The sequence below is a fragment of the Pseudomonas sp. TE9122 genome (assembly GCF_056278925.1).
In genome coordinates this window covers 4472554-4493071 of the sequence record NZ_JBWBQI010000001.1, presented here as the reverse complement: position 1 = coordinate 4493071, position 20518 = coordinate 4472554, and the positions used below count along the sequence as shown (strand labels likewise).

Below are 20518 nucleotides of genomic sequence, written 5' to 3'. Positions count from 1 at the left end.
CCACAAGCGCGCAGCCGAAACCAAAGGCTGTGCCGACGCCCAGTCCGAGCATGTCCGATAAAATTGAACTTCGCGCAGAGGTGCCGTCCGAATTGGGCGGCCAACGCCTCGATCAAGTCGCCGCCCAACTCTTCGCTGAGCACTCACGCTCGCGCCTTTCCGCCTGGATCAAAGAAGGTCGCCTGACTGTGGACGGGGCGGTGATCCGCCCGCGCGACATTGTGCATGGCGGTGCCGTCCTTGAGCTGACTGCCGAGCAGGAAGCCCAGGGCGAGTGGATCGCCCAGGACATCGAGCTCGACATCGTCTATGAAGACGACGACATCCTGGTGATCAACAAGCCTGCGGGCCTGGTGGTGCACCCGGCCGCCGGTCACGCCGATGGCACCCTGCTCAACGCTTTGTTGCACCATGTGCCGGACATCATCAATGTCCCGCGCGCCGGTATCGTGCATCGTCTGGACAAGGACACCACCGGTCTGATGGTGGTGGCCAAGACCATTCAGGCGCAGACCAAACTGGTTGCGCAATTGCAGAGCCGCAGTGTCAGCCGCATCTATGAGTGCATCGTCATTGGCGTGGTCACCGCCGGTGGCAAGATCAACGCGCCGATCGGTCGTCACGGCCAGCAACGCCAGCGCATGGCAGTGATGGAAGGCGGCAAGCCTGCCGTCAGCCACTACCGCGTGCTCGAACGTTTCCGTTCGCACACCCACGTGCGGGTGAAACTGGAAACCGGTCGGACCCACCAGATCCGCGTGCACATGGCGCACATCAACTTCCCGTTGGTCGGCGATCCGGCGTACGGCGGGCGTTTCCGCATTCCGCCTGCGGCCAACCCGACCATGGTGGAATCGCTCAAGCACTTCCCGCGTCAGGCGCTGCACGCGCGCTTCCTTGAACTCGATCACCCGACGAGCGGTGAGCGCATGAGCTGGGAATCGCCGCTGCCGGAAGATTTCGTCTGGCTGCTGACCCTGCTCAAGCAGGATCGCGAGGCCTTCGTCGGATGAACTGGCTGACGCCGGACTGGCCTGCGCCGGCCAGCGTCAGGGCCTGTGTCACCACCCGCGAGGGTGGTGTCAGCGAGGCGCCGTTCGACAGCCTGAATCTGGGCGATCATGTCGATGATCGTCCGCAGGACGTCGCTGAGAACCGTCGACGCTTGACCGATCACTTCTCCATACAGCCTGCCTGGTTGCAGCAAGTGCACGGGATCACCGTTGCCCATGCTGATCCGGGCGTCGTTGCGACTGCAGATGCCAGTTGGACGGCAGCGCCGGGTATTGCCTGCGCGGCGATGACGGCAGACTGTTTGCCGGCATTGTTCTGCGATCGTGCCGGCACGCGTGTCGCGGCCGCTCATGCCGGTTGGCGGGGTCTGGCGGCGGGCGTGCTTGAGGCAACTCTCGACAGCCTCGATGTTCCTGCTGACGAGGTACTGGTCTGGCTCGGCCCGGCCATTGGCCCCAAAGCCTTTGAAGTCGGTCCGGAAGTACGGGAAGTCTTCATCAATCAACTGCCTGAAGCAGCAGAAGCGTTCGTACCGAGCAACAATGCCGGCAAGTTCATGGCTGATATCTATCTGCTGGCGCGCCTGCGTCTGGCTGAACGGGGTGTCACGGCTGTTTATGGTGGCGGTTTCTGCACCGTGACCGATCCGCGCTTCTTCTCCTATCGCCGTGCGTCGCGGACCGGTCGTTTCGCCTCCCTTGTTTGGCTCACCCGCTAAACTCTCTGATCTGCATCAACTCTCCGACGCTTGAATCTCCCAGAATCGACCGCATCTACAGTGGTATCTGGCAGGTTTCTTTATTCAGGATGGTTTCTTAGGTCCGGCCTGCTCAAAAGGAAGGTGACCCATGCGTATTGACCGTTTAACCAGCAAATTACAGTTGGCCCTGTCCGACGCCCAGTCGTTGGCGGTTGGCCACGATCATCCGGCCATCGAGCCGGCGCACTTGATGCAGGCCATGCTTGAACAGCAGGGCGGTTCGATCAAGCCGCTGCTGATGCAAGTCGGCTTCGACGTCAACAGCTTGCGTAAAGAGCTGACCAAAGAGCTCGATCAACTACCGAAAATCCAGAACCCGACCGGCGACGTCAACATGTCGCAGGATCTGGCGCGCCTGCTCAATCAGGCTGACCGTCTCGCTCAGCAGAAGGGCGACCAGTTCATTTCCAGCGAACTGGTGCTGCTCGCCGCGATGGACGAGAACAGCAAGCTCGGCAAGTTGCTGCTCGGCCAAGGCGTGAGCAAGAAGGCCCTGGAAAACGCGATCAACAACCTGCGTGGCGGCGAAGCGGTAAACGACGCCAACCACGAAGAGTCGCGGCAGGCGCTGGACAAGTACACAGTCGACCTGACCAAACGCGCCGAAGACGGCAAGCTTGATCCGGTGATCGGCCGCGACGACGAAATCCGTCGCACGATTCAGGTTCTGCAACGCCGCACCAAGAACAACCCGGTGCTGATCGGTGAACCTGGCGTGGGTAAAACCGCGATCGCCGAGGGGCTGGCGCAGCGCATCATCAACGGCGAAGTGCCGGACGGCCTTAAAGGCAAGCGTCTGCTGTCGCTGGACATGGGCGCGCTGATTGCCGGCGCCAAGTATCGCGGCGAGTTCGAAGAGCGCCTCAAAGGCTTGCTCAATGAACTGTCGAAGCAGGAAGGGCAGATCATTCTGTTCATCGACGAACTGCACACCATGGTCGGCGCCGGTAAAGGCGAAGGCTCGATGGACGCTGGCAACATGCTCAAGCCTGCGCTGGCTCGCGGCGAGCTGCACTGCGTCGGCGCGACCACGCTCAATGAGTACCGCCAATATATAGAGAAGGACGCGGCGCTCGAGCGGCGTTTCCAGAAAGTTCTGGTGGACGAGCCGAGCGAAGAAGACACCATCGCGATTCTGCGTGGCCTCAAGGAGCGTTACGAGGTCCACCACAAGGTGGCGATCACCGACGGCGCGATCATCGCTGCGGCCAAGCTCAGCCATCGCTACATCACGGATCGACAGCTGCCGGACAAGGCCATCGACTTGATCGATGAGGCAGCCAGCCGTATCCGCATGGAGATCGACTCCAAACCGGAAGTGCTCGATCGTCTGGAGCGGCGCCTGATTCAGCTGAAGGTGGAATCCCAGGCGCTGAAGAAAGAAAGCGACGACGCGGCGAAGAAACGCCTGGAAAAACTCCAGGAAGAAATCGAGCGTCACGAGCGTGAGTATTCCGATCTGGAGGAAATCTGGAACTCGGAGAAAGCCGAGGTGCAGGGTTCTGCGCAGATTCAGCAGAAGATCGAACAGTCGCGCCAGGAACTGGAAGCCGCGCGCCGTAAAGGCGACCTGAATCGCATGGCCGAGTTGCAATACGGGGTGATCCCCGATCTGGAACGCAGCCTGCAGATGGTCGACCAGCACGGCAAGAGCGAAAACCAGTTGCTGCGCAGCAAGGTGACTGAAGAAGAGATTGCCGAAGTCGTGTCGAAGTGGACCGGCATCCCGGTGTCGAAAATGCTCGAAGGCGAGCGCGACAAGCTGATGAAAATGGAGAGCCTGTTGCACAAACGGGTAATCGGTCAGGAAGAAGCGGTCGTGGCTGTGGCCAATGCCGTGCGGCGTTCCCGCGCCGGACTGTCCGACCCGAATCGTCCGAGCGGCTCGTTCATGTTCCTCGGCCCGACCGGTGTCGGTAAAACCGAGCTGTGCAAGGCGCTGGCCGAATTCCTTTTCGATACTGAAGAGGCGATGGTGCGGATCGACATGTCCGAGTTCATGGAGAAACATTCCGTGGCTCGTCTGATCGGTGCGCCACCAGGCTACGTCGGCTATGAAGAGGGCGGTTACCTGACCGAAGCGGTGCGTCGCAAGCCGTATTCGGTGATCCTCATGGACGAAGTCGAGAAGGCGCATCCGGATGTGTTCAACATCCTCCTGCAAGTGCTTGAGGATGGCCGGCTGACCGACAGTCACGGGCGTACGGTGGACTTCCGCAACACGGTGATCGTGATGACGTCCAACCTCGGGTCGATGCAGATCCAAGAACTGGTCGGTGATCGTGAGGCGCAGCGTGCTGCTGTGATGGACGCGCTGACCTCGCACTTCCGTCCTGAGTTCATCAACCGCGTTGACGAAGTGGTGATCTTCGAGCCGCTGGCGCGGGATCAGATCGCCGGCATTACCGAGATCCAGTTGGGCCGCCTGCGCAGCCGCCTGGCCGAGCGCGAGCTGAAGCTGGAGCTGAGCCCGGAGGCGATGGACAAGCTGATCGCCGTCGGTTACGACCCGGTGTATGGCGCACGTCCTTTGAAACGGGCGATCCAGCGCTGGATCGAAAACCCGCTGGCGCAGTTGATCCTGTCGGGTCATTTCATGCCGGGCGACACCGCCACCGGCAAGGTCGAGAACGACGAAATCGTTTTCGGCTAAGCCTCAGCGGCAATGAAACCGGGAAGGCCTCGCATTGCGAGGCCTTTTTTTCGCCAGGCTGTTGAACTCAAAGGAAAAGGCTTGTAAAGTGCGCCCCGCAGTCAGTCACCGGCAGCGTTTCAACCCACCGGGTTGGAATCTGAAATAAGTTGCAAATCATTAACTTGAAAGCAATTTAGGGGGTTGACAGAGGTGTTCTAGGTTGTAGAATAGCGCGCCTCAGACACACGAACGCAGCGATGCGAACGGGTGGCGAGATGCAACAAAGCTTCACCGTTGTAAATTGAAATATGTAGTTCCGTGATAGCTCAGTCGGTAGAGCAAATGACTGTTAATCATTGGGTCCCAGGTTCGAGTCCTGGTCACGGAGCCAATTTCAAACCGGGGTATAGCGCAGTCCGGTAGCGCGCCTGCTTTGGGAGCAGGATGTCAGGAGTTCGAATCCCCTTACCCCGACCATATTTGGGTCGTTAGCTCAGTTGGTAGAGCAGTTGGCTTTTAACCAATTGGTCGTAGGTTCGAATCCCACACGACCCACCATTTTTGAAACCAGTTTGCGCTGGGATCGAATCTTAAGATCAGAGGCCAAAAGCGCTGATCGAAGAAGGCGATCTTTGAAAGGTCGCCTTTTTTTTACCGGGGTATAGCGCAGTCCGGTAGCGCGCCTGCTTTGGGAGCAGGATGTCAGGAGTTCGAATCCCCTTACCCCGACCATATTGAAAATCCTCGTATCGAAAGATGCGGGGATTTTTTTTGCCTGCTGAAAGGCGAATCCCTTCAAGTCGTCATACAACCTGCCGATAGCCCGCTAACACGAGGGGACTGCCAACGCTTCGCCCCTTGATCTGGCCATTACAAGAATAAGGGCGTTCGTCATGTTGCTTCGTCAGTTGAATATTGCTCCCCGGGCTGCCCTGGGATTTGCCCTGATCGCGGTGTTGGTGGCCTTGCTCGGCGTGTTTGCGCTGGGGCAGATGTCGAGCATTCGCGACAGCGAGGTGGCGGTGGAGAACCGCTGGTTGCCGAGCATCCGTGGCGGCGACGAGATCCGCGAACTGATGCTGCGCATCCGCACCATCTCCCTGCGCATGGCGCTCGATCAGGATCCGGCCAATATCGCCACCTATCGCGGCCAGATGGACACCCGCGACAAGGAACTGAGCGAGAAAATCGCCGCCTACGACAAACTGGTCGACACTGCCGAAGGTCAGCAGCTGTATGACCAGTTCAAGAAAACCTTCGCCGCCTATCGCACCGGCATCGCCCAGTCATTCACCCTTGCCGAGCAAGGCAAGCGTGACGAGTTGACCAAATTGTTGCTGGTTGACATGAAGACCGTGGTCGACGGCTCCGGCAAGCAACTCAACGATCTCGCCGATCTGTTCGCCAGCCAGGTCGCCGCCGAAAGCGAGAAGTCCGCCGCGCATTATGAAACCTCGCGGACCATCGTCAGCCTGTTCATTGGATTGGCAGCGCTGGCCACAGTGGCGCTGGCGATGTTGCTCACGCGCAGTATCGTGCGCCCGCTGAGCAGCGCTGTGGATGCCGCTGAAAGTGTCGCCAAGGGCGATCTCACGCGGCCGATCGAAACCCATGGCAACGACGAAGTCAGCCGCTTGCTCAAAGCCTTGGCGACGATGCAACAGAACCTGCGCGAGACCCTGCAAGGTATCAGCGGCTCAGCCACACAACTGGCCACCGCCGCTGACGAACTGAGCGCCGTCACTGTCGACAGCACCCAAGGCCTGCAAGAGCAGAACAACGAAATTGAACAAGCTGCCACTGCGGTCAACGAGATGACCGCTGCGGTGGAGGAGGTCGCGCGCAACGCGGTGTCGACGTCCGATGCCACGCGCCAGTCCAGTCAATCAGCGCAATTGGGCCAGGAGCGCGTCAGCGAAACCGCCAGCGCGATCAATGCCCTGGCCAGTGATGTGCAAAACACCGGCGAGCTGGTGCAGTCGCTGGCCAATCAATCGCAAGACATCGGCAAGGTTCTGGACGTGATTCGCGCAATCGCTGAGCAGACCAATCTGCTGGCGCTCAACGCTGCCATCGAGGCAGCACGCGCGGGCGAAAGCGGTCGCGGCTTTGCGGTGGTAGCCGATGAGGTGCGCGCGCTGGCGTATCGCACCCAGCAATCGACGCAGGAAATCGAACAGATGGTGCAAGGCATGCGCAGCGGTTCGAGCCAGGCGCTGGAGTCAATGCAGGCCAGCGCATCTCGTGCGGCGAGTACGCTGGTTCTCGCAGAGCGGGCAGGTGAGGCGTTGGTGACGATCACGGCGTCGGTGCACGAGATTCACGAGCGCAACCTGGTGATCGCCAGCGCCGCCGAGGAGCAGGCGCAAGTGGCGCGGGAAGTGGATCGCAATCTGGTGAACATTCGCGACCTGTCGGTACGTTCGGCTGCGGGGGCTGATCAGACCAGCGCATCGAGCCATGAGCTTTCGCAACTGGCCAATGCGCTGCAGGGCATGGTGCGACGCTTTCAGCTCTGATGAACAGAGATCAATTGCAGGCCTTCGCCTGCTGATTTGCGCACAACACGAAACAATGTGGGAGCGAGCCTGCTCGCGAAGGGGCCGGATCATTCAACGACAGTGTTGACAGACCCACCGCTTTCGCGAGCAGGCTCGCTCCCACAGGTTGGCGCTTTAGTGCAGTTTCAGACGCGGTTCGGTGCCACGACCAATCTTGCTCCCCAGCATCAACATCGCTGTGCGAAACGGCCCGTACAGCGCCATCTGGTGCATACGGTACAGCGACACATAGAACATCCGTGCCAGCCAGCCTTCGAGCATGACGCTGCCGGTCAGGTTACCCATCAAGTTACCCACAGCAGAAAAACGCGACAGTGAAATCAGCGAGCCGTAGTCGGTGTATTTGTACTCCGGCAGGGTCTTGCCTTCGATGCGCAATTTCAGCGACTTGGCCAGCAGCGACGCCTGTTGGTGTGCCGCTTGTGCCCGTGGCGGCACGTTGCGATCGGTGCCCGGTTGCGGGCAGGCCGCGCAGTCGCCGAAGGCAAAGATGTTTTCGTCGCGAGTGGTTTGCAGAGTCGGCAGCACTTGCAGCTGATTGATGCGGTTGGTCTCCAGACCGTCGATGTCCTTGAGGAAACCCGGTGCGCGAATGCCGGCAGCCCAGACCTTCAGGCTGGCCTTGATCTCGTTGCCATCGGCGGTGATCAGGCTGTCGGCAGTCACTTCGCTGACTGCTGCGTTGGTCATCACATTGACCCCGAGCTTCTCCAGGGTCTTGTGCACCGGCCCGCTGATGCGCTCCGGCAGGGCAGGCAGCACCCGTGGGCCGGCTTCGATCAGCGTGATGTGCATGTTTTCCGGTTTGATCCGGTCCAGACCATACGCGGCCAATTCATGGGCGGCGTTGTGCAACTCTGCCGCCAGTTCGACGCCAGTGGCGCCAGCGCCGACGATGGCCACGCTGATCTGCTCGACCACGTCGGTCTGCCCGGCGTGGGCGCGCAGATAATGGTTGAGCAATTGCTGGTGGAAGCGCTCAGCCTGTTTGCGCGTATCAAGGAACAGACAATGCTGCGCCGCGCCCTGGGTGCCGAAATCGTTGGTGGTGCTGCCGACGCTGATCACCAGCGAGTCATAAGCCACTTCACGCGCCGGCACCAGCTCGACGCCGTTTTCGTCATAGGTCGCGGCCAACTGGATTTTCTTCTGCGCGCGATCGAGCCCGCTCATGCGCCCGAGCTGGAACTCGAAGTGGTTCCATTTCGCCTGCGCGACATAGTTGAGTTCGTCTTCGGAGGAGTTCAGGGAACCGGCGGCCACTTCGTGCAGCAGCGGCTTCCAGATGTGGGTCAGGTTCGCGTCGACCAGCATCACGCTGGCCGTGCCGCGCTTGCCCAGAGTCTTACCCAGACGGGTAGCCAACTCCAGACCGCCGGCGCCGCCGCCGACAATGACAATACGATGGGACATAGGGATAACTCGCAAGGTTTTTAAAGGAAATCGGTGCGGTTACCCGAGGGAGCGCAAGGCAGCTCATAACGTCAGGTAACTGATAAATCGGCTCAACAGGCCCAGACCAATGGTCACTGCCAGCACCAGCACCAGGAGCATCCACGGCCGGAAAGGCCGGCGCTCGACACGGTGTTGGGACAATTGCAGGTACTCTTCGACATGCTTTTGGTCTTCGGGGTTCAGGCGGCTGGTCATATTTGCCTCGTCAGGTAGACGTTACTGAATGAGCACAGGCTACAGCGGTTTTCAGCCCGGATTGAACGCAGCGTAGCCGCTGTCTGGAACCGGTTCGACGCACACGCTATCGTCGAGGCGAATGATGCCGCTTTGTAACACCCGGGCGGTGATCCCGCCATGCCCGCGCACGGCTTGAAACGTGCCCGGGCCGAGATTGTTCTGCAAGCGTGCGCAGGGCTGACACCAGCCAGTGGTTTCGAGTATCGCTTGCCCGATGCGAAAGCGCCGCCCCTTCAGGCTAAACAAATTGATTCCGCTTATAACGAGATTGCGCCGCAGATCTTCAGGCCGGACCGGCTCGTCATCGGGACGGCCCATCAATGCATTGATCACCGCCAAGTGCTCCCACTGGATCAGCGTCACCTGTCGCGCATTGCGAATGCCCGGGCGGGCGTGGTCGCCGGTGAGCCCGGCTTCCAGCCGCGCCTCGACCGCGTCCAGCTCAAGCATCGGCTCACGGGATTCTGGACGCACACCGATCCAGCGCACGCGACCGGTTTGCGGAACCTCAGCGATCAACTGCTGCAGCGGCGTCACAGGCTGATACCCACGTCGAACACAATGCTGCGGCCGAGGTTGCTGCGCAGAAAGTCCGGTGCGTCGGGGTGGGCGAACAACACGCGGGCGAATGTCGGGCCGACCAGCGACAGCGAGCGCCAGCCCTGACGCAGATATTCGGTCGGTGGCGGGAAATGACTGTTGAGGTCGAGCACTTCGCGCTTGAGGCTGGCGAAGGCGATGATGTCCAGTTCACCCAGATCCATGCCGCGTTCCTTGTAGTTGTGCGCCTTCTTGCGCAGGGTTGGCGCCAGACGCAGGAGAAATTCATTGGCCGGGATGCGCTTGGGTTTGGCTTCGCGGCGCACCAGTTGGCTCAGGGAGAACGCACTGCGCCGACGCTGCAATTCGTCGCGCCATTCATCATTGAGACGGCGGCCTTCGTCGAGGACGAAAAAAACTTCGAAATTGGCATCGCGGAACAACACGTCCGGCGGCTCACCGGCCGGGGCGAATTCGTCGGCGCGGTAGGGGATGTTCAGACCTTGCAGCAGGCGCTGGCAGACCCAACGCTCACGCTCCCATTTGCGGGCATTGGACAGGAACGCGTTGGCTTGCTCGGCCGCGATGGTCAGCAGGCGTAAATAATCTGAATCATCCATAAGCCCAAGCTTAGCGTCCAAATGCGACAAGCAGATAGCTTTGCATCGGCTCAGACATAAACGTCGCGCGATTGCGCCCTTGTAGGAGCTGCCGAAGGCTGCGATCTTTTGCTTTTATAAACAAGATCAAAAGATCGCAGCCTTTGGCAGCTCCTACAAAAAAGCGTGTCGAGTAGCAGGTGAGGGAATCATGATCGGTGCCGAACTGCTTTCAACGGCAAGCCTGACACTCGGCTGGCTGATTTATCTGCCGGCGCTGCTCTGGGCGATCATGCGTGCGCCATGGGTCGAGCTGTTCAGCGACAGTCGCCGGCAGCACTTGCTGTTCGGCACGGTGTTAGCGCTGTTTCTGCTGTGGCTGGTGCGCAGGGATTTCGACACCGGCGTGTCGTATCACTTCATCGGCATGACGGCGGTGACGCTGCTGCTCGATTGGCCGCTGGCGATCGTCGGCGGACTGGTTGCGCAGATTGGCCTGGTGCTTTTGGGCCGTCAGGACCTGGCTGCGGTCGGCGTCAATGGCGCGTTGCTGATTCTGCTGCCAGTGCTGATCACCGAATGCGTGGCAATCCTCGTGGAGCGTGCGCAGCCACGCAATCCATTCGTTTACATCTTCTGTTCCGGTTTCTTCGCCGCTGCGTTGTCAGGCCTGTTGTGCCTGATCCTCAGCCTGACGCTGCTGTGGTACGACGGCCTCTTCGCCATGCCGGAATGGCTGGAAGATTTCGTCGGCTACCTGTGGTTGCTGTTGTTCCCCGAGGCTTTTATCAACGGCATGGTCGTCAGTGCATTGGTGGTGTTCTGCCCGGAATGGCTGGAGACCTTCAACCGCACCCGCTACCTTTCGGCGCCGTGGAAGGACGACGATCCGAAGTCTTGATCCACATCAAACCGGCCATGCCGCAGAGATTTCATGCTCGCGCAAATCCCTTCAGGAGCAGTGGCATGGGCGTTTATGAATGGGCGCGGCAGGAAACCCGGCAGAGTCTGGAGCTGGCGCAGGAAGTGGGCTTTGACCCGGGCCTGAGTTTGCGCGCCCTGCTCAGCGCCGTGGTGCAGCAGAGCAAGGCAGTGCGCAATGCCGAAGACCTGGCCGACGAGTTGCGCTTTCTCGCGGAGAACCTCGACGACAGTCAGGACTACGGCTTTATGCGGCCCTGATCAGCGATCAGTGACGCGGATCGAAATCGCCGGAAAACAGCTCGTCTTCGGCATCCGGGGCGACCGGAATCTTGTGCTCTTCCGAGGCCCAGGCGCCGAGGTCGATCAGTTTGCAGCGGTCGGAGCAGAACGGACGGAATTTGTTCGCCGGGGTGAATTCGACGGGGGCGCCGCAGGTTGGGCATTCAACGGTTGGAATCTGGCTCATGCTTGGCCTCCGGATAAAGTCAGATAAAAGTGATGCAGACGCTCGACCTCGCTGTGCAGCCAGGCAAGGTCGCGATCGTTGACAATCACATCGTCGGCACGGCTCACGCGGTCTTCACGGCTCGATTGCGCCTTGAGGATCGCCTGCACCTGCGCTTCGCTGGTCTGGTCACGCTGCAAGGTGCGTTCGATCTGCAGTGGTTGCGGCGCATCGATGACCAGAATGCGCTGGGTCATCGCGTATTGCCCGGATTCGATCAGCAACGGTGACACCAGAATCGCGTAAGGCGATTTTGCCTGCGCCAGATGATCAGCGATTTCTTCGCCGATCAACGGATGCAGCAGCGCTTCGAGCCAACGTCGCTGTTCGGGCTCTTCAAAAATCAGTTTGCGCAGGGCGGCGCGGTCCAGCGTGCCATCGGACTGCAACACGCCGGAACCGAAGTGCTCGGCGATTTTCGCCAGCGCCGGACGCCCCGGTTCGACTACCCAGCGCGCCGCATGATCGGCATCCACCACATGCACACCGAGATCGATGAAGTGCTGCGCCGCCGCACTTTTGCCGCTGCCGATGCCGCCGGTCAGGCCGAGGATCCAGGGTTTTTCCACAGGGGTATTCATTTCAAACCGACAGACTGCCAATAGAAGTCGGTTATTTGACCACCCCAGAGCAAGGCAATCCAGCCGGCAATCGCCAGAAAGGGTCCGAAGGGGATCGGCGTCGAGGTTTCCTGGGCGCGCAGACGCAGCATGACAACGCCCAAAATCGCCCCCACCAGGGAAGATAGAAGAATCGTCAGCGGCAGAATCTGCCAGCCACCCCATGCGCCGAGCAAGGCCAACAGCTTGAAATCGCCATGGCCGATACCGTCCTTGCCGGTGAGCAGTTTGAACAGCCAGAACACCGACCACAGCGCCAGATAACCCGCGACCGCGCCCCACAACGCATCGGGCAACGCCACGAACACGCCGAAGCTGTTGACGATCAGCCCCAGCCACAGCAGCGGCAGCACCAGCACATCGGGCAGCAGTTGATGTTCGCAGTCGATCAGACTCATCGCCAGCAAGCCCCACGTCAGCAAGATCAGCAGACCTGCCGGCCAACCGAAGCCGAGATGCCAGGCAATGAATGCCGAGAGGACGCCGCAGGCCAGTTCGGTCAGCGGGTAACGTTTACTGATCGGCGCCGAACAAGCCGAGCAGCGCCCGCGCAACCACAGATAACTGAGCAGCGGAATGTTTTCCCAAGGGCGGATCCGGTGTCCGCAATGCGGGCACGCGGAGTGCGGCAGCATCAGGTTGTAGGTCGGCACAGGCGTTTCAGTGGGCAGGCCGAGCACATCATGGGCCTGCTGGCGCCAGTCGCGCTCGAGCATCTTCGGCAGGCGCCAGACCACTACGTTGAGGAAGCTGCCGACCACCAGCCCGAGCAGCAGCGCGCTGACCACAAAGGCCAGCGGATACACGGCAAACAGTTCGTCGATAGGCATGTCAGATCGCTGAGCCGAGCTGGAAGATCGGCAGGTACATGGCCACCACCAGTCCACCGACGATGACCCCCAGCACCACCATGATGAACGGCTCCATCAGGCTGGTGAGGTTGTCGACCATGTTATCGACTTCCGCTTCATAAAAACCGGCGACCTTGTCGAGCATGTCATCCAGCGCGCCCGATTCCTCGCCGATGGCGGTCATCTGCACCGCCATGTTGGGAAACACACCGGTGCTGCGCATGGAGAAATTCAGTTGCATGCCGGTCGAGACGTCTTGCCGCACGCGCAGCACCGCGCGCTTGAACACCACATTGCCGGTGGCGCCGGCGACCGAATCCAGCGCTTCCACCAGCGGCACACCGGCTGCGAAAGTGGTCGACAGGGTGCGGGCAAAGCGGGCGACGGCGGACTTGTACATCAAGGTGCCCACCAGCGGCAGCTTCAGCAGCCAGGCATCGCGACGGTCGCGCAGGGCCTGGGATGTCTTCAACGCGTGGCGAGTGCCGAAAAACGCTGCCACCAGCGCAAAAAGAATCGCCCACCACCACTGCTGCATGAACTCCGACAGGCTGATGATCATCAGGGTAAAGCCCGGCAGTTCGGCGCCGAACCCGGAGAATACCGACTGGAACTGCGGCACCACTTTGACCAGCAGAATGCCGGTCACCACCGCCGCCACCAGCACCACCGCAGTAGGGTAAGTCATGGCTTTTTTGATCTTGGCCTTGAGCGCTTCGCTTTTTTCCTTATAGGTCGCGACCCGTTCGAGCAAAGTGTCGAGGGCACCGGACTGTTCGCCGGCGTCGACCAGGTTGCAGTACAACTCGTCGAAGTATTGCGGTTTCTTGCGCAGGGCCGTAGCGAAGCTGTTACCGGCCGCGACCTCCTGTTTGACCTCGTCGACCAGTTTGCGCATGGCCGGGTTTTCGAAGCCTTCGCCGATGATGTCGAAGGACTGCAACAGCGGTACACCGGCCTTCATCATGGTTGCCATCTGCCGGGTGAACAGGGCGATGTCTTGCGGTTTGATGCGTTTGCCGAAGCTCAGCAGGGACGCGGATTTCTTGCGCACCTTGCCCGGGTTGATCCCCTGTTTGCGCAGCTGCGCCTTGATCAGTGCGGGGTTCTGTCCGCTCAACTCGCCGCTGACTTTACTGCCTTTGCGGTCCGTGCCTTCCCAGGCGTAAACGCTGACTTTTGCTGCCTTGACCGCCATGTTCAATCCTTGGTGACCCGGTTGATTTCCTCAAGGCTGGTGATGCCTTGCATGGCCTTGTGCAGCCCGGAGGTGCGCAGATCGGCGAAACCGTCGCGACGCATCTGGATGTCGATTTCCAGCGAATTGCCCTCGGCCATGATCAACCGTTGCAGGTCCGGTGTGTTCTTTACCACTTCATAAATCCCCACGCGTCCTTTGTAACCGCCGTTGCAGTGATCGCAACCGACCGGCTCGTAGATCGTGAAATGACCGATGCGTTCCTCAGGGAAGCCTTCCTTGAGCAAGGTTTCGTGGGGGATTTCCAGCGGCCGCTTGCAGTGCGCGCACAATTTGCGCGCCAGACGCTGGGCGATGATCAGGCTGACCGAGGTGGCGATGTTGAAACCGGGAATGCCCATGTTGTGCAGGCGCGTGAGGGTTTCCGCCGCGCTGTTGGTGTGCAGGGTCGACAGTACCAAGTGGCCGGTCTGCGCGGCCTTGATCGCGATCTCGGCGGTTTCCAGATCGCGGATCTCGCCGACCATGATCACGTCCGGGTCCTGACGCAGAAACGAGCGCAGCGCCTGGGCAAAGTCCAGCCCTTGGCGGGGATTGACGTTGACCTGGTTGATGCCTTCCATGTTGATTTCCACCGGGTCTTCGGCGGTGGAAATGTTGATGTCGACGGTGTTGAGGATATTCAGCCCGGTGTACAGCGACACGGTTTTACCGGAGCCGGTGGGGCCGGTGACCAGAATCATCCCTTGCGGCTGTTTCAGCGCGGCGAGGTACAAGGCTTTTTGTTCGGCTTCGTAACCCAGTGCATCGATGCCCATTTGTGCACTGGACGGGTCGAGAATCCGGATCACTACTTTTTCGCCCCACAGAGTCGGCAGGGTGTTGACGCGAAAATCGATGGATTTGCTTTTCGACAGGCGCATTTTGATGCGGCCGTCCTGAGGTTTGCGCCGTTCCGAGATATCCAGACTGGCCATTACCTTCAAGCGCGCGGCAATGCGCCCGGCCAACTGGATCGGCGGCTTGGCCACCTCGCGCAGCATGCCGTCGGTGCGCATGCGCACCCGATAGTTTTTTTCGTAGGGTTCGAAATGCAGGTCGGAAGAGCCGCTTTTGATCGCATCGAGCAGCATCTTGTGCACAAAACGTACGACCGGGGCGTCGTCGGCATCGAGGCCGCCGATCACGTCCTGTTTGTTGTCATCAATGGACTCGACGTCGAGGCCGTCGAGATCGACATCGGCCATTTCCTCCAGGCCCGAGGCATGGCTGTCGAAGAACTTGTCGATGGCGTCGCTGAGCTTGTCGTCCTCCACCAGAATCGCTTCGGTGCTCAGGCCGGTGCTGAACTGGATGTCGCTGATCGCCTGCTGATTGCTTGGGTCGGAAAGGCCCACGAACAGTTTGTTGCCGCGCCGCCAGAGGGGCAGGGCGCAGTGCTGGCGAACCAGTTTCTCACTGACCAGACCCTTGGGCTGAGTCTCTTTGTCGAGGCAATGCAGATCGAGCAGGGCCATGCCGAAATGTTCCGAGGCGATCTCGGCAATTTGCCGGCTGTTGACCAGTTTGTTGTGCACCAGGTAATTGACCAGCGACACGCGATTGCGCTGGGCCTGCGCCCAGGATTGCCGGGCGCTTGTTTCCGTGAGCAGTTCGGCCTGGACCAATTGCTTGGCCAGACCGCTCAGAGCGATGTCATTCATGGGGATTCCGCACGCTTGCCGTTCATGACTTATAGCCTAGTCAAGTGACAGCGCCAAACACGGCCGGTGCAGGTGACAAAAAGTGTCAGATAGTGCGGTTGCGGGTTGTAGGAAACGGCGCAGGCGATTGCGCGCGCCCAGCAGGCGGGGCCTGAAAGGCGTTGGCATGGGCTGTGCTGAGCCTTGTTCAGATCATGAGATTTCGACTCATGCATGGAGCGTGTCTATGAAAAAACAACAAGGTTTCACATTGATCGAGCTGCTGATCGTCGTGGCGATCATCGGCATTCTGGCGACTATCGCCCTGCCGCAGTATTCGAAGTATCAGGCGCGGTCGAAGGTGACCGCTGGGATTGCGGAAGCATCAGCTCTTAAGGTCAATTTTGAAGACGTGATCAATGCCGGATCGACTGACCCGAGCATTACCAACGTGAACGGCGGCACAGCGGCCACGCAGAATTGCACGTTGGCGGCCTCCGGAAAAGTCGCCGATGGGACGGGTACTATTACTTGTACGCTGCTCAACGCTCCAGCGCCTGTTCTCGGCCAGACCGTAACGCTGACACGCAGTCCTACCACTGGCTGGACCTGTAAGTTCTCCGGCTCGAAAGAATATACAACTACGAGCTGCCCGGGCGTTTGACACGCACCTGCAACTTAAAAAGCTCCGCAATTGCGGAGCTTTTTATTACGCAACGGTTTTTAAAAGCTCCAATAATTTCAGCAGCTTATGAACTTTCCAAAAAACCGCAACTTGCATGTGATTTTCACGCACGTCATGCATTTTGCATGAAAATGAAAATCAGCGTTTTTCATAACTGTTTGTTTTTAAACGATTTTATGCGGTCGAAAAAGTTGGCACAGCGTTCGCAATATCTCCGGTAACCCTGCTGACAAGCGTTACAGCAGACTTCCAGTAAAAACAGGAGTTACTCGTATGAAGAAGTTCGCTATCACTGCCGCTGCTACCGCTCTGACCCTGACCATGGCTGGTGGCGCTTTCGCCCAGTCCGCTCAGGCTACCCAAGCGCCAATGGTTCTGGCTGCCGGTGAAGTTACCAAGGCTAAAGAAGCTACTTCCGACACTTGGATCACCACCAAAGTGAAAAGCGATCTGGTTACCGAAAAAGGTATTCCAGGCACCGACATCAAAGTCGAAACCAACAAAGGTGTAGTTTCCCTGTCTTCTGACGTAGCAGTAACAGATGCTCAGAAAGCTACCGCTGTCGCGATCACCAAAAAGATCAAAGGCGTTAAAGCAGTTTCTGCTGACGGCCTGAAAGCCGAGTAAGGCAAGACTTCTCGCCTGAACCGGGAGAAGACGCGACAGACGGGCCGAGCAATACGTCTGCCGCAACTTTAGAGTTCATGCGAACGGTCACACGGATGTGACCATTACAGGCCCCGGCACTTGTGTCGGGGCCTGTTCTATTTTGGGCAATACCAATGTGGGAGCGAGCCTGCTCGCGAATGCGTAGTGTCAGCCGACAAGTTCGTCAGTAGACAGACCGTATTCGCGAGCAGGCTCGCTCCCACAGGGTGAATTTCGTTCGGCTTAGTTACCGCGTTTGCTGTTGATCTGCCTCAAGCGATTACCTTCAAAGCGCAGGTACTGGTACATGCCGTTGTTCGGCCCGTAGGTCCATTCCTCGACCTGAAACTCTTCGCGGCGATTGGCACTGCGCTTGTAGCCGAGCACATCGCGACTGACCGGCTCACCACATTTTTGCAGCACTTCGCTGGCGCGGTCGCCGAGGCTGATCAATTGGCTGCCGCAGCGCAATGTATCCGAAGCCGACGCATGGCCGGCGGCGCACGTGAGAGCGAGCGCCATCAACCAGTTACGCACGGTCATTCGGCATCCAGGTGCATTTGCGTGACCACGCGGCCATCGCTTTCGGCCTCGCCGAGGTTGGCGTCGATGAAATACACGCGGTCATCCTCGAGCTTGCCCTTGTCGACCAGGTAATCCTTGATGGTGCTGGCGCGGTCCTGGCCCAACTGTCGCAACAGCACGTCGCTGCCACTCCAGAATGCGATCACGCCCTGGCGCATTTTCGCCGTGCGTTCTTCCTTGCCCAGGTCTTTCCATTCAGCCGGTGGCTGGGTTTTCAAGCGGGTGCGGTAGATGCCTTCGAGCAACGCGCCTTTCTCGCTTTCGGGCACTTGCAACAGCGAGGCCTGGGCCGGGACTTTGTCGCCACGGCGCTGGAGCATCTTGTAGTAGTTGTACTGATATTCGCGTTCCAGACGTTGTTCGGCGAGCAGTGGCCCATCGCTGCTCTTCGCGGCAGTGCCTTCGATTTCCAGGCGCAGCGCCGGACGTTCCTTGAGTGCCTGCGACAGTTTCACCAGCGCCGTTTCGGCGTCTTTGCTCAGATCGCTGGAGCCCGGCGCGAAGGACACCGTGCCGAGGTCTTCGGAGCCGCCGCCACTGACCAGCCCGCCGATCATTTTGAACGGTGCTGCGGCCGCTTTGACGATCAAATTGCGCAGGGTTTGCCAGACGATCGGCATCACGCTGAACTGTGGATTATTCAGGTCGCCGGTCACCGGCAATTCGATGGAGATCTTGCCGTCGACGTCCTTGAGCAGGGCGATCGCCAGTTTCAGCGGCAGACTCACTGCATCAGGGCTGTCGACCTTCTCGCCCAGTTGCAGCTGCTCGACGACGACTTTGTTCTCGGCTTTCAGCTGGCCTTTGGTGATCAGGTAGTGCAGATCGAGGTTGAGCCGGCCCTTGCGGATGCGGTAGCCGGCGAATTTGCCGGAGTAGGGCGTCAGGGTCGTCAGTTCGACGCGCTTGAAGCTGGTGGCGATGTCGAGGCTGGCCATCGGGTCGAACGGATTGACCGCCCCCTTGATGGTCACCGGCGCATAGCGGTCGACCTTGCCTTTGATATCGACGCTGGCCGGTTTTGCCTGACGGCTGTCGATGGTGCCGATCTGACCGTTGAGCTGCTGCACGGCGGTGGCGAAATTCGGCGTCAGGCTGAAGTCGGCGAAGTTGGCCGAGCCGTCGTTGATCGCAATCGCACCGATGTGAATGCCCAGTGGTTTGTCCTTGCCGGGCGGTTTGGCTCCGGCAGGTTTGGCACCGCTGTCGGCCGGTTGCGGGATCAGCAGGTCGTCGACGTTGGTGGTGCGATCGTCGTTGATCATGAAGCGCACATACGGCTGCAACAGGTTGACCTTGTCGATCGACAGGCTGTCGCCGTGCTGATAGTTGATGCCGTCGACCACTACTTGCTGCCATTTGAGAAAATCGCGGGTCTTGAGCGTATCGAGGGTGTGCAGTTGATCGATCTGCGCGCGGCCGGTGACGCTGAGGGCCAGTGGTTCGGTGCTTTTCAGGTTGACCTTGAGGTCACTGCCGAGCATGCCGCTGCGCAGTTCCAGACGAATGAACGGGTTGATATAGGACTGCGCGACACGCAAGTCGACGTCCTGGGTTTTCACGTTCAGCTGCGCGTTGACCGGGGCCAGATTGACCGTGCCGTCGGCGCTGATCTTGCCTTGCTTGCCCAGGCCGCTGTCGAGTTTGAGCTTGAAAGGCGAGCCGTTGAGGCTGTCGAAATCCCGCAGGTCGACGTTCAGCGGGGTGATGTCCAGCGCCACCGCCGGTTGCGCCGAGCGGTCAGCGAGATGGACCGTGTAGTTGCGCAGTTGCACATCCTTGACCAGCACCTGCCATGGCTTGCTCGGGGCGCTTGGCTCAGGTTTCGGCGAGTCGGCGGCGGCCGGTGTATCCGCCGGTTCGGCAGCGGCTTTGGCAGCCGGTTTCGACGGCTGGCTGGCGAACAGCTTCTGCCAGTCCAGTTGGCCGTCGGCTTCCAGCGCCGCCCAGGTTTCCAGTTTGTTGCTGCGGATCTTGCCGACCACCACTTGCTGCTTGGCCAGGTCCAGCGAGGTTTCGCTGACGTCGAGGCGTTCGAGCCTGGCCAGCGGACGTCCGTCCGGAGCCTTGATGGCGAACGGCGCAATGCTCACCGCGACGTTGTTCAGCAGCAGTTCGGTCTGTTTCGACAGGTTGAGTTTGTACTCGGTGCTGAGGCTGACCACGCCGTTTTCCAGCACCAGCGGCACGGCGTCACGCACGTAGGGCCAGAAGGATTTCATCTGGCCATCGGTGACTTTCAGGGTGCCTTCGGAGGTGAACGGGATCAGGCTGAAATTGCCGGTCCAGTCGATCCTCCCGCCAGCGGGGCCGATGGCGACGAGGGTCATGTCGGCGCTGTCCTCGGGCAAAGTGCTGAGGTTTTTCAGCTCGAAACTGAGGTCGTCGTAAAGAAATTCGATCGGCTCGCTGGGCCGCATATCCTCGAAATGCACCACACCGCCGGCCAGTTTGATGTTGTCGATACGCAGCGGGAATGGCTTGGCGTCGGGATCGGCGGGTGTCGGCTCGCTCGGCGGCACGTTGAACAGGCCCAGCAGGTTGAGCTTGCCGTCCTTGGCGAAGAGGATTTCGCTTTTGGGTTTGTCCAGTTCGATGTCGGACAGATGCAGCGCTTTGGTCCACAGGCTGTCGATTTGCAGGTTGGCATAGAGGCGATCGAAGCCGACCTGCTCCTTGCCCGGCTCGCCGATGACCAGCCCCCACAGGGTGACCTCAAGGCTGAAGGGGTTGAGTTCGATGCGCTGCAGATGCGCCGGCACCGTCGCGTAGTTCGCCAGTTGCTGGTTGGCCACGCGCAAGGCAATGCCCGGCAGGATCAGAAACCCCAGCAGGCTGTAGAGGGCCAGGGCTGTCAGCAGTGCGCCAATCGCGCGAATCAATCCTTTGGGCATGTGCGGCTTCATCTGTCTGAATCGGAGTGCCTTGGAGTATGGCACGCGATTCTGGTTCCGAAGTGCTTGATGTGGGACAGGATTGTTCAGAAATTTCTGTAGGAACAGATACCCATTGTAGGAGT

Annotated in this window: 19 protein-coding genes and 4 tRNA genes; 12 read left to right on the top strand and 11 right to left on the bottom strand. The window is 59.7% G+C overall.

Annotated elements, in window-relative coordinates; genetic code table 11:
- Nucleotides 1-50: 50 nt before the first annotated feature.
- The 8 genes from rluD (at nucleotide 51) to ACZ9BE_RS20200 (ending at nucleotide 6928) form a co-directional block, all read left to right on the top strand.
- A complete protein-coding gene (gene rluD / locus ACZ9BE_RS20235; protein WP_016773140.1) occupies nucleotides 51-1013 on the top strand; it encodes a 23S rRNA pseudouridine(1911/1915/1917) synthase RluD in 963 nt (320 codons plus the stop codon).
- Nucleotides 1010-1732, top strand: a complete 723-nt coding sequence (gene pgeF, locus ACZ9BE_RS20230; RefSeq protein ID WP_056790460.1) for a peptidoglycan editing factor PgeF — start codon at nucleotides 1010-1012, stop codon at nucleotides 1730-1732. Before rluD ends, pgeF begins: the two co-directional genes overlap by 4 nt.
- Before the next feature lie 130 nt (nucleotides 1733-1862).
- Entirely contained in the window at nucleotides 1863-4427 is a 2565-nt protein-coding gene (clpB, locus tag ACZ9BE_RS20225) for an ATP-dependent chaperone ClpB (RefSeq protein ID WP_016773142.1), read from the top strand.
- A 297-nt stretch (nucleotides 4428-4724) separates the two neighbouring features.
- Nucleotides 4725-4800: transfer RNA gene (locus ACZ9BE_RS20220), tRNA-Asn, on the top strand.
- Between the two features lie 9 nt (nucleotides 4801-4809).
- Nucleotides 4810-4886, top strand: a tRNA-Pro gene (locus ACZ9BE_RS20215).
- Between the two features lie 5 nt (nucleotides 4887-4891).
- Nucleotides 4892-4967, top strand: a tRNA-Lys gene (locus ACZ9BE_RS20210).
- Between the two features lie 97 nt (nucleotides 4968-5064).
- Nucleotides 5065-5141 (top strand) — tRNA-Pro (locus ACZ9BE_RS20205).
- Nucleotides 5142-5302: 161 nt separating this feature from the next.
- Nucleotides 5303-6928, top strand: a complete 1626-nt coding sequence (locus ACZ9BE_RS20200; RefSeq protein ID WP_476249851.1) for a methyl-accepting chemotaxis protein — start codon at nucleotides 5303-5305, stop codon at nucleotides 6926-6928.
- A gap of 156 nt (nucleotides 6929-7084) precedes the next feature.
- Here the strand turns inward: ACZ9BE_RS20200 and ACZ9BE_RS20195 are convergent, their stop codons facing one another.
- From ACZ9BE_RS20195 to ACZ9BE_RS20180, 4 genes are all read right to left on the bottom strand, one after another.
- Nucleotides 7085-8383 (bottom strand): NAD(P)/FAD-dependent oxidoreductase, encoded by a 1299-nt coding sequence (locus ACZ9BE_RS20195; protein ID WP_016773144.1) that lies wholly within the window; start codon nucleotides 8381-8383, stop codon nucleotides 7085-7087.
- A 63-nt stretch (nucleotides 8384-8446) separates the two neighbouring features.
- Nucleotides 8447-8620, bottom strand: a complete 174-nt coding sequence (locus tag ACZ9BE_RS20190) for a DUF3094 domain-containing protein (protein WP_007909875.1) — start codon at nucleotides 8618-8620, stop codon at nucleotides 8447-8449.
- A gap of 51 nt (nucleotides 8621-8671) precedes the next feature.
- Nucleotides 8672-9199, bottom strand: a complete 528-nt coding sequence (locus tag ACZ9BE_RS20185) for an MOSC domain-containing protein (RefSeq protein ID WP_476249850.1) — start codon at nucleotides 9197-9199, stop codon at nucleotides 8672-8674.
- On the bottom strand, nucleotides 9196-9822 hold the full coding sequence (locus tag ACZ9BE_RS20180; protein WP_007909887.1) for a DUF1780 domain-containing protein: 627 nt from the start codon (nucleotides 9820-9822) through the stop codon (nucleotides 9196-9198). The genes ACZ9BE_RS20185 and ACZ9BE_RS20180 overlap by 4 nt, the downstream gene beginning before the upstream one ends.
- Nucleotides 9823-10012: 190 nt before the next feature.
- On the opposite strand from ACZ9BE_RS20180, the gene ACZ9BE_RS20175 reads away from it, so the two are divergent.
- On the top strand, nucleotides 10013-10702 hold the full coding sequence (locus tag ACZ9BE_RS20175; RefSeq protein WP_252868300.1) for an energy-coupling factor ABC transporter permease: 690 nt from the start codon (nucleotides 10013-10015) through the stop codon (nucleotides 10700-10702).
- A gap of 65 nt (nucleotides 10703-10767) precedes the next feature.
- Complete coding sequence (locus ACZ9BE_RS20170; RefSeq protein WP_016773148.1) at nucleotides 10768-10983, top strand: hypothetical protein; 216 nt, start codon at nucleotides 10768-10770, stop codon at nucleotides 10981-10983.
- A gap of 7 nt (nucleotides 10984-10990) precedes the next feature.
- Here the strand turns inward: ACZ9BE_RS20170 and yacG are convergent, their stop codons facing one another.
- The 5 genes from yacG to pilB are packed head-to-tail and all read right to left on the bottom strand — an operon-like array spanning nucleotide 10991 to nucleotide 15602.
- Nucleotides 10991-11191, bottom strand: coding sequence for a DNA gyrase inhibitor YacG (gene yacG, locus ACZ9BE_RS20165; protein ID WP_016773149.1), 201 nt, complete (start codon nucleotides 11189-11191; stop codon nucleotides 10991-10993).
- Complete coding sequence (gene coaE / locus ACZ9BE_RS20160) at nucleotides 11188-11811, bottom strand: dephospho-CoA kinase (protein WP_460142362.1); 624 nt, start codon at nucleotides 11809-11811, stop codon at nucleotides 11188-11190. Before coaE ends, yacG begins: the two co-directional genes overlap by 4 nt.
- Nucleotides 11808-12680 (bottom strand): prepilin peptidase, encoded by an 873-nt coding sequence (locus ACZ9BE_RS20155; protein WP_476249849.1) that lies wholly within the window; start codon nucleotides 12678-12680, stop codon nucleotides 11808-11810. The genes coaE and ACZ9BE_RS20155 overlap by 4 nt, the downstream gene beginning before the upstream one ends.
- 1 nt (nucleotide 12681) lies before the next feature.
- Nucleotides 12682-13899 carry a type II secretion system F family protein gene (locus tag ACZ9BE_RS20150; RefSeq protein ID WP_252868298.1) on the bottom strand — a complete coding sequence of 406 codons (1218 nt, stop codon included), beginning with the start codon at nucleotides 13897-13899 and terminating at the stop codon, nucleotides 12682-12684.
- Nucleotides 13900-13901: 2 nt separating this feature from the next.
- Entirely contained in the window at nucleotides 13902-15602 is a 1701-nt protein-coding gene (pilB, locus tag ACZ9BE_RS20145; RefSeq protein ID WP_056790439.1) for a type IV-A pilus assembly ATPase PilB, read from the bottom strand.
- Between the two features lie 226 nt (nucleotides 15603-15828).
- On the opposite strand from pilB, the gene ACZ9BE_RS20140 reads away from it, so the two are divergent.
- The gene (locus ACZ9BE_RS20140; protein ID WP_056790436.1) at nucleotides 15829-16245 is read left to right on the top strand and encodes a pilin; all 417 of its coding nucleotides are present in this window, start codon (nucleotides 15829-15831) and stop codon (nucleotides 16243-16245) included.
- Between the two features lie 294 nt (nucleotides 16246-16539).
- On the top strand, nucleotides 16540-16893 hold the full coding sequence (locus tag ACZ9BE_RS20135) for a BON domain-containing protein (protein WP_353188482.1): 354 nt from the start codon (nucleotides 16540-16542) through the stop codon (nucleotides 16891-16893).
- Between the two features lie 264 nt (nucleotides 16894-17157).
- Here ACZ9BE_RS20135 and ACZ9BE_RS20130 read toward each other — a convergent pair whose 3' ends face one another.
- Both ACZ9BE_RS20130 and ACZ9BE_RS20125 read right to left on the bottom strand, forming a co-directional pair.
- Nucleotides 17158-17457, bottom strand: a complete 300-nt coding sequence (locus ACZ9BE_RS20130) for a DUF2845 domain-containing protein (RefSeq protein ID WP_252878910.1) — start codon at nucleotides 17455-17457, stop codon at nucleotides 17158-17160.
- A complete protein-coding gene (locus ACZ9BE_RS20125) occupies nucleotides 17454-20405 on the bottom strand; it encodes a DUF748 domain-containing protein (RefSeq protein WP_476249848.1) in 2952 nt (983 codons plus the stop codon). Before ACZ9BE_RS20125 ends, ACZ9BE_RS20130 begins: the two co-directional genes overlap by 4 nt.
- Nucleotides 20406-20518 lie beyond the last annotated feature (113 nt).